At 44.9% G+C, this 12406-nt stretch carries 10 protein-coding genes; 3 read left to right on the top strand and 7 right to left on the bottom strand.

The features are described from left to right. Positions 1-13 precede the first annotated feature (13 nt). The 5 genes from tyrR to J4N42_RS05860 form a co-directional block, all read right to left on the bottom strand. On the bottom strand, positions 14-1558 hold the full coding sequence (gene tyrR, locus J4N42_RS05880; protein WP_252030477.1) for a transcriptional regulator TyrR: 1545 nt from the start codon (positions 1556-1558) through the stop codon (positions 14-16). Between the two features lie 122 nt (positions 1559-1680). Next, the gene (locus J4N42_RS05875; RefSeq protein WP_252030476.1) at positions 1681-2715 is read right to left on the bottom strand and encodes a YcjF family protein; all 1035 of its coding nucleotides are present in this window, start codon (positions 2713-2715) and stop codon (positions 1681-1683) included. Continuing rightward, the gene (locus J4N42_RS05870; protein ID WP_252030475.1) at positions 2712-4088 is read right to left on the bottom strand and encodes a YcjX family GTP-binding protein; all 1377 of its coding nucleotides are present in this window, start codon (positions 4086-4088) and stop codon (positions 2712-2714) included. The genes J4N42_RS05875 and J4N42_RS05870 overlap by 4 nt, the downstream gene beginning before the upstream one ends. 128 nt (positions 4089-4216) lie before the next feature. Next, positions 4217-4402, bottom strand: a complete 186-nt coding sequence (locus tag J4N42_RS05865; RefSeq protein ID WP_252030474.1) for a hypothetical protein — start codon at positions 4400-4402, stop codon at positions 4217-4219. Positions 4403-4529: 127 nt separating this feature from the next. Next, positions 4530-6047: a fumarate hydratase gene (locus J4N42_RS05860; protein ID WP_252030473.1), complete on the bottom strand. Its 1518-nt coding sequence runs from the start codon at positions 6045-6047 to the stop codon at positions 4530-4532. A 311-nt stretch (positions 6048-6358) separates the two neighbouring features. On the opposite strand from J4N42_RS05860, the gene pabB reads away from it, so the two are divergent. Next, positions 6359-7759, top strand: coding sequence for an aminodeoxychorismate synthase component I (gene pabB / locus J4N42_RS05855; RefSeq protein WP_252030471.1), 1401 nt, complete (start codon positions 6359-6361; stop codon positions 7757-7759). A gap of 79 nt (positions 7760-7838) precedes the next feature. Here the strand turns inward: pabB and J4N42_RS05850 are convergent, their stop codons facing one another. Both J4N42_RS05850 and J4N42_RS05845 read right to left on the bottom strand, forming a co-directional pair. Then, entirely contained in the window at positions 7839-9536 is a 1698-nt protein-coding gene (locus J4N42_RS05850) for an ATP-binding protein (protein WP_252030470.1), read from the bottom strand. A gap of 5 nt (positions 9537-9541) precedes the next feature. Beyond that, positions 9542-10081, bottom strand: coding sequence for a heme NO-binding domain-containing protein (locus J4N42_RS05845; protein ID WP_252030469.1), 540 nt, complete (start codon positions 10079-10081; stop codon positions 9542-9544). A 69-nt stretch (positions 10082-10150) separates the two neighbouring features. Here J4N42_RS05845 and J4N42_RS05840 point away from each other — a divergent pair, with 69 nt between their 5' ends. Continuing rightward, complete coding sequence (locus tag J4N42_RS05840) at positions 10151-10777, top strand: CoA pyrophosphatase (protein WP_390903513.1); 627 nt, start codon at positions 10151-10153, stop codon at positions 10775-10777. A 291-nt stretch (positions 10778-11068) separates the two neighbouring features. Beyond that, positions 11069-12322, top strand: coding sequence for an aromatic amino acid transport family protein (locus J4N42_RS05835; RefSeq protein ID WP_252030467.1), 1254 nt, complete (start codon positions 11069-11071; stop codon positions 12320-12322). Positions 12323-12406: the final 84 nt, after the last annotated feature.

The following is a 12406-nucleotide window of genomic DNA, read 5'->3' as shown; positions in this document are numbered from 1 at the left end:
AAACCTTTACGCATTAATTTTTGCGTATGTTGTAATCACGCAGTTTATTGGCAATCGAGGTATGAGAAACGTTCAAACGCTTAGCAAGTTTACGACTTGAAGGGAACGACTGGTATAGCTTTTCAAGTACCTGAGATTCATAATCTTTCATGATCTCATCAAGCGAACCATCTAAATTCAGGTTCGCCATTCCCGAACCGACACTTTCCAACTGAGGTAAATGGAACAGAGAAACGTCGAGCTCACTACCCTGAAGCTCTGTTAATGCTCTAAGCACCATGTTGTCTAACTGGCGCATATTGCCCGGCCACGGGTAGTTCCCAAGCTGATCAATCAATTCTTCTGAAAAACGAGGCTTGTCCATACCTAGCTGATTTGCGTATTTTGCAATGAATAAGTCAAGTAAAGGCACTAGATCATTCGTTCGCTCGCGCAAAGGAGGGATACGCAGCGTTAACACATTCAAGCGATAGAATAAGTCTTCGCGGAAAGCACCAGATTCAGATAGCTCAGCCAGTTTATGACGAGTAGAAGCAATCACACGTACATCGACATGCATTTCATGTTCTTCGCCCACGCGTCTAAATGTACCATCTTGCAAAAAGCGCAGTAGCTTAATCTGCAGGTGTGCACTCATTTCACCGATCTCATCGAGAAACACGGTGCCGCCATCCGCTTGTTCGAAAATCCCCTTATGCCCTTGCTCATGATTAAATGAACCTGGCGCATGGCCAAACAACTCTGTTTCCGCAACATCATCTGGCATAGATGCGCAGCTGAGTACCAAGAATGGATTTGCCGCACGGCCTGAACGATTATGACAAGCCTTCGCTAGCATTTCCTTACCCGTTCCCGTTTCCCCTTCGATAAGTAAAGGTTGGTCGAGCATTGCAAGCTTTTTCGCTTGGCTTATCAGGGCCTTATGCCTATTTGATACACCCACAAAGTGCTCAAAGCCCAAATCATTATTGATCGGTAAGCTGTCATCGAACACGTTATTGCTACTACCAGAGCGAATGATCATTACCGTACTTGCTAGGGTCGATTCTTTAGATTCGCCAGTAATATAAACAGGCATCAACTCCATTGCGTAGTCCAGCCCATCAATCACAATGTTTTCACGTTGACGAATGGTGTTGCCTTCATCCCATTTGGTGAAGTTGAAGCTCGGCAGTAATGATGAGATTGGTTGTCCAATGATGTCCTCGTTAGACATATTGAACAGGTCTAGAGCAGCGTGGTTCGCGAGGTCGACCCCGCCTTTCAAATCAATAGCTAACACAGGGTCTGGAAGGTTGTTTAACAGTGAGATTAGCTCGGTGTTATGCCTTTCCATAGGCATAAATTGAATCTTCCGAACGTCTTTAACACCAGAGATTCTGCGGATCTCGGCCATCAACTCACTGAAAGTATCGAAATCAATATCAGGACAATTGAGATAAATTATGCCCGTTACATCGATCTCGATACCTCTTAGATCGATACTTTTTGAAGCTAGGATGTCGAGGAGCTCTCGAGTCAGGCCTAGTCTATCTTCACAAAAAACTTCTAGACGCACTTAAAATCCCTAATTTGAAAGTGTCAGGAAAAGTTGACACTAGTTTCGCTCATGCCCCCTAGTGCGTCAAGAAATCAAATGCTATGTCATTCACAAATGGTGTTATTTTGCGCTTAAGTCCTTCACTTCGCTGTAATTGCCGCAACCTTAGCTAAGATCTGCTTACGAATCGCACCCAACCTTACCGCGCGCTCTTGGTTCCATGGAATCGGCCTCAACAGGGACATAGCTTTTAGCCCTAATCTAGCTGTCAAGATACCCACGCCGAGCCCTTGTCCGGCACGAGCAGACACCTTGCCAGCCAAGTCCATCGACATCAAATCCATACTGGCATCAACAGCTAGCTCGCTAGCCCCTGCAGCGGCCATATTGATAAGTACCGCTTTAAATAGCTTTAATCGCGACCAATAACCGAGCTCAATGCCGTAAATATCCGCCAACGAATCGATCATCTTGAAGTTTCGCCATGCCACCAGCAACATGTCCGCCGTTGCTAATGGGCTAATCGCCACCAGTGCCGCAGATTCCGTTGCATGCCTAGACACGATTTTGGTTGCGCGTTCATCTTGCTCTGCTAACACCATGGCATCGTACATTTCTAAAATTTCAGCATCACTATGCGATGAGTTGATGCTATTTTTCCAGCGGTCGAAGTAGGCTGATTCTTCTTTGACACCACTCTGCTTAGCAATTTCAATACAGAATGCTTCACCTTTGCCAACGCTATCACTTTTCAGTAGCTTTTCGCTGTGCTCCTGAACACTAAAGTGATTACGTAGGGTTCGAAGTTTCCACAGTTCTTTACCAATGGCCCCGATACCCAAGGAAGCCAATACACTAATAAAACCAGCCCACCCGAGTGCCAGCCAATCTCCGGTTTGAACTGAAGTAATGACTGTATCAATCGCCTGCCAACCAACTAAACCTGCAAAAGCAGTCACCAACCCAGTCGCAAGCCACTTCTTTCCTTTGCTAGGTCGTATTACGTTTTCCAGCGTTTGTTCTGGTTGGGAGTCTTCGGCAGTTACTTCAACTTCGACGGGAACAAATGTCGAAGACTGTTCAAACTGCATCTGCGCGGTGAGCTCTTTATCGCTTTTTTGCGGTGATTGTTCTAGCGGTTGTTCGAATACTTGTTTGGTTTTGAACTCACTCATTTCAACTTATCTCCAATCAAATACTCTAGTGCTTTATCTACTCGTATATGTTTCATCGGCTCATCAATGGAGCCTGGCATTGGCCTAAATGCAGTAAACTCAAACCCATTGTTTTGCCAATATTCTTTGCTCGGTAGTTTACTAGGGACTTCCCCAGGAAAAACCGTGAGCGCATCCCCAGTTAAAGTTTCGCCTTGCAGCGCAGGGACAGTGTTATCACCAGTAGAAATGAAACCGGCTTGAGTGGCTTGGATCGAAGCCATACTAATGCAACTCATTTCGATATTCTCGAATGCTGCTGTTTGCCAAGCAGGATGAACCATCTGCTGTAGCAAACTGACCAAGTTTGGATGTTGCTCCGGCGTCACGTGATCAGCTTTAGTGGCGGCAAACAATACCTTGTCGATTTTTGGCGCAAATAAACGACGCAACACACTGCTTCGCCCATAACTAAAGCTGTGCATAATTTGTTCTAGCGCAGTGCGCATATCATGAAAAGAGTCATACCCCGCATTCAGAGGTTGCAAACAATCTACTAGCACAATCTGGCGATCAAAAGTTGAAAAATGATGTTTATAAAACGCTTTTACCACCTTTTGTTGGTATTCCTGATAACGCGCTTTGAGCATAGCAATGTTGCTGCTTTTCTCGAACTTATCATTACTATCAAATCGACATGGGAAGAATTGTAAAACCGGCGCTCCAGCTAAGTCTCCCGGCAACACGAATCGACCTGGCTGGACCCAATGCAAACCTTTGTCTTTGCAACGGTGTAAGTATTCGGTGTACAAGCCCGATATTTGTTCGAGCTTTTTCTCATCAAGTGATGAGTTAAGATCTAACTTGTCTAACTCGGTCAGCCATTCTTTAGCCAATTGCGATCTTTCACCCTCTAGAGCTTTAAACTGGCTTTCTGACCAAGTATGAAAATCCATATCGAGCAAAGGAAGATCCAAAAGCCACTCACCCGGGTAATCGATGATATCGACGTAAAGAGTTGAATCACTGCCCAACAGCTTTTTGGTACGTTTCTTCGGTTTGTATTTAATCGCGAGGCGAATTTCGCTCACATCACGTGTTGGTTCAGGCCATTGCGCTGGAGAGTCATGGATTTGCCCCATGGCTTCATCGTAAGCAAACCTTGGCACCATCATATTAAGTTGAGGCACACGTTTAGCACCAACAATACGCTTGTCTCGTGCAGCAGAAAGTAACGGCAAACTGTCGTGGGTTGAAGTATGAAGTAATTGATTAACCATAGAAGTGATGTAAGCCGTTTTACCCGCGCGAGACAAGCCGGTAACGGCAATTCGCACATGCGAATCTAAGCTACGGTGGATAAAGTCATTAACTTCTTTGGTGATCTTCTTCATTAAGTCTCTCTCATATTTTTCAGAGCCTACAAACTAACTGAATCAATATTAATACTAGATGAACGAAAAAGCCCCTGATAAAAATCAGAGGCTTGCGGTAATTTCTACGATTGAGCTATAGGCTCACTTTAATCGTCTTCAATCAACTTGTAGATAACAAATAGAGCAATCTCGATTAAAACAAATAGTGCACAAGTGATGGTGACATACTTTTCATTAAAGATACTGATACCATGAAGAATCAAGTCATAGCCAACAAAAGCACCAATCACCACTGCAATGATGATCTGTAAGATTTGAATAAACCTTGGCATTTTAGCTCCTAGCGTTGTAATTATTAGTCCAGTATACAAAGTGCAGCTTTCGCTGCACTTATGTCAATGATTAGATAATAAAATCAGGCTTTTCTCACAGTCTTTGCATTGAGAGGCTCAGAAGTAATTACTGCTCTGCTTCGGCAATTTTCACTTTCCACGTGTCAGGGCCGATTTGGTGTGCGTTTGCACCCGTTGAATCAACCGCAACCGTTACTGGCATGTCTTCAACTTCAAACTCGTAAATCGCTTCCATACCAAGATCTTCAAACGCAACAACACGTGCTTTCTTGATTGCTTTTGCTACTAGGTAAGCTGCGCCACCTACAGCCATCAGGTAAACCGCTTTGTGCTCTTTGATTGATTCAACCGTAGCAGGACCACGTTCCGCTTTACCGATCATACCCATAATGCCAGTTTCGTTTAGCATCATGTCGGTGAACTTATCCATACGCGTTGACGTTGTTGGACCTGCAGGGCCTACCGCTTCATCGCCTACTGCATCCACAGGACCTACGTAATAGATAAACTTGCCTTTAAAGTCGACACCTTTAGGCAGGCCTTCACCGCTTTCAAGCATACCTTGAATACGCTTATGCGCTGCATCACGGCCCGTTAGGATTTTGCCTGATAGAAGAACCGTTTCACCAGTCTTCCATTCTTGAACGTCTTCCTTAGTCACTTCATCAAGGTTAACACGGCGTGTATTTGCGCCCGCTTCCCAAGTGATGTCTGGCCACTCTTCTAGCTTAGGTGGCGTTAGCTCTGCAGGGCCACTGCCATCAAGTGTGAAGTGCACGTGACGCGTTGCCGCACAGTTAGGGATTAAACACACAGGCTTAGACGCTGCGTGTGTTGGTGCAGTTTTGATCTTCACATCAACAACGGTAGTTAGACCACCAAGACCTTGTGCACCAATACCTAGTTTGTTTACACGGTTGAAGATGTCTAGACGTAGCTCTTCTTCTGCATTCTCTGGACCTTTCTCGATAAGCTCTTGGATATCGATGTGTTCCATCAAAGATTCTTTCGCCAGTACCGCTGCTTTTTCAGCCGTACCACCGATACCTATGCCCAGCATACCCGGTGGACACCAACCTGCGCCCATTGTTGGTAGCGTCTTCTCTACCCACTCTGCAATATCATCAGAAGGGTTGAGCATCACCATCTTAGTTTTGTTCTCTGAACCGCCGCCTTTTGCAGCGATCTGAATTTCAACAGTATCACCTGGTACCATATTGATGTGTACAACCGCTGGCGTATTGTCTTTAGTGTTAATACGCTTACCAGCAGGATCCATCAGGACAGATGCACGCAGTGGGTTATCTGGGTTGTTGTAAGCTTGACGAACACCCTCATCAACCATCTGCTGAACCGTCATGTCAGTCGAGTCCCATTTCACACCCATACCGATGTTAACAAAACAAGTGACGATACCAGTATCTTGACAGATCGGGCGATGACCTTCTGCAGACATGCGCGAGTTAATTAGAATCTGCGCCATTGCGTCTTTTGCCGCCTGGCTTTCTTCTTTTTGATAGGCTTTATCTAGGGCTTGAACAAAGTCTAATGGGTGGTAGTAAGAAATATATTGAAGTGCGTCAGCAACACTGCTGATCACGTCCTGCTTGCGAATTACCGTCATTGCATGCCTCGTTATTGTTATGCTTCCTTTGCGCTACTACTTTTTGTCGACCTGTTGAGCATAGTGCACTTTATGTAAATTATAGTGCAGTGTACCGAAGGCCTTAGCACCGAAGACTTAGCTCCGGAGGCGATTGCTTTTGAAGACGTATGCTTTCAAACTATTGATTTCACAACATGTGCTTTCAAAACCATTCCGTTCAAAACATGTGGCTTTCGGCGATTATTGGTTTTAACGTCAAGTAGCAGCTTTTAATTTGCGTTTTATGATACTCTTGCTTTCCTCAACACGCCATGCAGCGATCGATCTCTTTGTCACAAATTAAACAAATGAATAACAACGACCTACAACCCATTCAGGTAAGACCGCTCGATTACTATCCAGAAATCACTAAGCACCTGTTTTCCCATATCGAAAATCAACCGTGGGCGATGCTACTTCGCTCCGCTTCTCAAGACCATGTTGATAGCAGATTCGATATTTTGGTCGCTGAGCCGATCGCACATTTAACAACTCACGACGCCATCACAGATGTGGTTGTTGGTGACAGAACCTACCAGAGCAACCAAGATCCATTTGAACTCATCACTCAGTTGCAGCAACAACTCTTACCGGACGTGGAATTTCAGCAAGACTTACCGTTTATTGGCGGAGCGGTCGGTTATTTTGCTTACGATTTAGGCAGACATGTTGAGACTCTACCTAGCGTTGCTGAGTCCGACATTAACGCACCAGATATGGCGGTGGGTATTTATGACTGGGCAGTCATTGCCGATCATCACAACAAAGCCGCATGGCTGGTTGGAGTAGAGTTAGAGGCTCGTTGGCAATGGCTAAGCATACATCTAGAAAAGACGCTTTCCTCTAAAAGCCAATCGTTCCAGCTCCAAGGCGACTGGCGATCCAATATGAGCCAGCAAAGTTATGCAGAAAAGTTTGCGCAGGTACAAGAATATTTGTTATCTGGCGATTGCTACCAGATCAACCTTGCGCAGCGCTTTAGTGCTGATTACCAAGGTAGTGAATGGGACGCATATAAGAAGTTAGAACAGGTCAACCTAGCCCCATTCTCGGCATTCATCCGCACAGAAAACGCAGCGATTTTAAGCGTATCGCCAGAACGCTTTTTGCAGGTACACGACAATAAGATTGAGACTAAACCTATTAAGGGAACTCGACCTCGCTCAGACGATCCAACCATCGATGCTCGGTATGCCAATGATTTAGCACACGCAGAAAAAGACCAAGCTGAGAATTTAATGATTGTCGACCTCCTACGCAATGACGTTGGCAGAGTGGCAAAACCAGGCAGCGTCCATGTGCCTAAGTTGTTCGATATTGAAAGCTTTCCCGCAGTACATCACCTTGTGAGTACCATTCGAGCAGAACTTGATGTTCAGTATTCACCCGCGGATTTACTAAGGGCAAGCTTCCCTGGCGGCTCAATTACTGGCGCGCCGAAAGTAAGAGCGATGGAAATTATCGAAGAGTTAGAGCCTCATCGCCGAAGTGCTTATTGCGGCAGCATTGGCTACATCAGCCGTCATGGCCGCATGGATACCAGTATTACTATACGTACGCTAGTGGCCGAGCAAAACAGAATCTACGCTTGGGCAGGTGGTGGTGTTGTTGCTGATAGCCAATGTGATTCTGAATACCAAGAGACCCTCGATAAACTCAGTAAAATCCTGCCTGTATTACAAGAACACTAACGGGTCTTGTTTACAAACATCGACGAGAAACGCAAATAAGCGCATTCGGCAACTCAATATTGAAGCTTGCAGAATGCGGTTACGTCCATTTTGTGATCATGGCTTCTAAGTCGGCAGCAGTGTAAGGTTTGGTGAGAATATCGTCCATGCCACACTCAATACACTTCTCACGTTCTTCAAGGGTCGTTCCCGCTGTCAAAGCGATTATCGGTATTTTCCAACCTTGCTCTCTTAACCTCTGAGTCGCCTCAAAACCATCCATTTCTGGCATCCGACAGTCCATGAAAATCAGGTCATACTGCTTTGCCTCTGCTGCTTTCAGCGCTTCGACTCCGTTGCCCTGAGTATCAGGTGTCACCTTAAGTTTCTTCAGCATTTGATTGATGATCACAAGATTCATCCGAATGTCATCCACGACTAAAATCGAAAGCTCTTGTATCGACTTCCTATCGACTTTATCCGCACTATTTCGCTCATTAAGTTCAACCTCTTTCGCTGCTTTCAGTGGCAGCACAACGGTAAAGTGAGTCCCCTTGCCTACTTCACTCGTAAAGCTGATCTCTCCATTCATCAACTCAACCAGTTTTTTACATATCGCCAGTCCTAGCCCTGTGCCTTCAAAATGGCGTCGACGAGAACGGTCGGCTTGAACAAAAGGATCAAACAATGATTGCTGCGCCGACTCCGCAATTCCTCGCCCTGTATCGATAACATCAAACTGAATTCCATTGGGTGATTGCTCACACCTTAATATCACCTCCCCTTCGGCGGTAAACTTGATCGCGTTACCAACCAAATTTACCAACACTTGGCTGACGCGTTCGGCGTCGCCAATGAAACACTTAGGAAAGCCTTGCTGAGTGTCCACTTCAAATGTGATGCACTTTTCTTTTGCTTTGGAGTCGAAAATACCAACTAAGGTGTTCTCAATTTCCGACCAAACAAAGCGAGTAGGAATGAGTTCCATCATTCCCGCGCTTATCTTACTGAAGTCCAACAGGTCATTAATGATGGTTCGAAGTAAGTCGCCCGAATGGGTCAAGTTATTAAGGTATATCTGCTGATTATCGTCCAGCGACGTATCCGATAGCAGTTCCGCACTACCGAGCAGTCCATTAAGTGGCGTTCGGAGTTCATGATTGATCATTGCCACGAACTCCTTGGTCGAGCGCTCTGACTCCTCGGCTCGTAGTCGAGCATCTAATGCCGAATCAAGAATTATTTGGCGGCTAAGCGCGCTACAAAGAAGCTCCAACACTAAGGTCATTTGATTCACGATGAAGTCTTTGTCTACATCACCTACTCGCACAGAAAAAATCAGCTCTCCGACCCGTTCACGGCTTATCTCCACCGGCATATGCAGCTTGCTGTCGATCCACTGAATGTAAGTCGTGGTTTGCTGAGAGCGGGCATGATCTTCATGACCAAATTGCGTACGATTGAGAGTTTTAATTAGGTTAGGTGTTAAGTTTAAAAATGCGGTTTCAATAACATCGCTGTTGGTCAGTTGATCAAGAAAGTTTGAGAGGATCGCATCATCAACACTGTTGGTTAAAAACGCCCGGCCGAATTGAATCATGGTCGAGTCGACCTGCTCTTCAAATTCGAACTTTCTCAAATCGTGCTGAGATTGTTTTTCAAGCTGACGCAACGCTACCTGTAATTGTTGGTTGGCTTCATACAGTTCCAAGGCTTTTTGTTCCAACAGACGCTCTGCTTCTTTTCTCGCGGCGATTTCTCGCTGCACTTTTCTCTCTAACGGAGATTTGTCTGCCATTCAACTTACCCTAGCGCCAAGTGAAACCGTACATCGCTGAGATCACCATCGTTTGGCGCCATCTCTACATCAACCGCTTCATTGAAGTGCTGAGCACAACCTTGGATCAATCCTAAGCAGACATGAGATAAACAGCGAGCACTGTGGTAGTCAAACACCATTTCCGTTTGAGTTTCAGAAATAAACACAAAACTTGGTGGTTTAGCATCTGGATAAAGCTTCTTCACTTCCAAATGGATGTACTCTTCAACGTGACGAATAAACTGGAACGTATTCGCACACTTCTTCAAACCAGCAGAATTAGGTAAAGTGTTCAGCAAGTTATTAAATACACTTTTACCAAACACTTCCTGAAGAGCCTCGATAGGTACATCGGTGAGCTTGCTTAGACTGACGATCATTTTGACCAACTCTCTATGGTCATAACTGCCAACAGCAGTGAATATACCTTCACTCCCTGATTCATCGAGCATGTTCTCTAAAACTTCCAGGCCGAACTCTTGTTCAACTAGCTCCATAAACTCAGTAAAAATAATCCCTTTCATCTTTATGAGCTACCCTTAATATAGAAGTGAGTAAAGTTAAAGCATGATCCATAAGTGGATGTATTTCAAATACTAGCTAGGAGTAACGTGTTGTTTGAGCTAAGTAAATCAGACTTGATTCAAAAATTTCAGTTTCATCAACCTGTCGAGTATCACCAAGAATCGACACGACGAGTTTCCCACCTCGCCAATAAGCCTCTACGAAAAGCCTCCGTGCTGATCGGTTTTGTGGAGCGGAAGGGAGAGTTAAGCGTGGTACTGACCCGCCGAGCATCTCACTTAAAGCACCACCCAGGCCAAATCAGTTTCCCAGGCGGTAAATATGAAGAAAGTGATGCTTCACTGCTGGATACAGCGATTCGAGAAGCAAATGAAGAAATCGGCATCGATCCCAAGCACATCCACATTATTGGCCAAATGCCTGAGCTCATCACGGTCAGCCACTTTTCGGTTACGCCCGTTATTGCGTTTATCGATGCTAATTTCAGTATGGTGATCGATGAGAACGAGGTCGATGAAGCATTCGAAGTCCCCGTCGATCACTTACTCGACTCAAGTAAATTGTTTAGCCACACGTTTACCATCAATAATGCTAATCATCGAGTATTTGGCATCCCTTACAAGCGTCATTTCATTTGGGGGATGACAGCACAAATAATCCAAGCCATGCAGCAACACATCATGAAAACTAATTGATTGCCGTTAACAATTCTTCCACTCCGTTTTACATTAATTTAATTCACCCCTCACAGCGCAATCGTTTACTTGCGTTGCGCGTTCCGCCCGCCCTTACCAGCATTAGTTAAACTAATCCGACACATTAACAATAATCACGCGTAGCACGTGATTTTCGTGATTAAAAACAGGTTTTTGACATATCATTCAATAAGCTCAAACAATACATGATTTAGATCTATTTTTTGTGCAAGAAAACAATGCAAAATTGCTCTCGACTTATTTCCTGTTCCCAAAAATGAGTAACCCAAAATGAACACAACAACTTCTGCGGCTAATACCGCACAATCGTCTAGCAAGTGGACTTATAAAGATTTCACTTGGTGTCTATCACTATTTGGTACAGCGGTTGGTGCTGGCGTACTTTTCCTACCAATCAAAGCGGGTGCTGGCGGCTTTTGGCCATTAGTTATACTTGCGCTAATTGCAGCACCAATGACTTGGTTCGCACACAAATCTCTAGCACGTTTCGTTCTTTCTGCTAAGAACCCTGAAGCAGACATCACTGACACTGTAGAAGAGCACTTCGGTAAGACTGGCGCAAACCTTATTACTTTCGCTTACTTCTTCGCTATCTACCCAATCGTTCTGATTTACGGTGTTGGTATCACAAACACAGTTGACTCTTTCCTAGTTAACCAAATGGGTATGGAATCCATCCCTCGCTGGTTACTTTCTGGTGCACTTATCGCAGCGATGACTGCCGGTGTAGTATTTGGTAAAGAGCTAATGCTAAAAGCAACGTCAGCGATGGTTTACCCACTGGTATTCATCCTACTAGCACTGTCGTTCTACCTAATCCCAGACTGGAACACTTCTATGATGGAAGTTTCTCCAGAGTGGTCTGCAATGCCTTCTATCGTATGGCTAGCAATCCCAATCATTGTTTTCTCTTTCAACCACAGCCCAATCATTTCACAGTTCTCTAAAGAGCAACGTCGTGTACACGGTGACAACGCAGTGAAGAAAACTGACGCTATCACTGGTGGCGCAGCAATGATGCTAATGGGCTTCGTTATGTTCTTCGTATTCTCTGTAGTACTTTCACTATCTCCAGAGCAACTAGCGTCTGCACAAGAGCAAAACATCTCTGTTCTTTCTTACCTAGCGAACGTTCACGAATCACCACTGATTTCTTACATGGGTCCACTGGTTGCATTCGCGGCAATTACTTCTAGCTACTTCGGTCACTTCCTAGGTGCTCACGAAGGTCTAGTTGGCCTAATCAAATCTCGCTCAGAGTCTCCTAAGAGCAAGATCGAGAAAATCTCTCTAGCGTTCATCGTTATCACTACTTGGATTATTGCGGTAGTAAACCCAAGCATCCTAGGCATGATTGAAACAATGGGTGCTCCAATGATTGCAGCTATCCTATTCCTAATGCCTGTATTCGCTATGCACAAAGTACCAGCAATGGCGAAGTACAAAACTTCAGCACCTGTGCAAATCTTCACAGCAATCTGTGGTCTTGCAGCGATTAGTTCTGTAATCTACGGCGCTCTTTAATTCCTCCCCTATTAGGCTGGAATTGAACAAAAGAATATAACGATAATAAAAAGCCTCCCTACTCCTCGTTGGGAGGCTTACTTC

It is taken from the genome of Vibrio sp. SCSIO 43135 (assembly GCF_023716665.1).
Taxonomy (GTDB): Bacteria; Pseudomonadota; Gammaproteobacteria; order Enterobacterales; family Vibrionaceae; genus Vibrio; species Vibrio paucivorans.
Note: the sequence above shows the minus strand (reverse complement) of the source record. Positions and strands in the feature narration are given on the sequence as shown.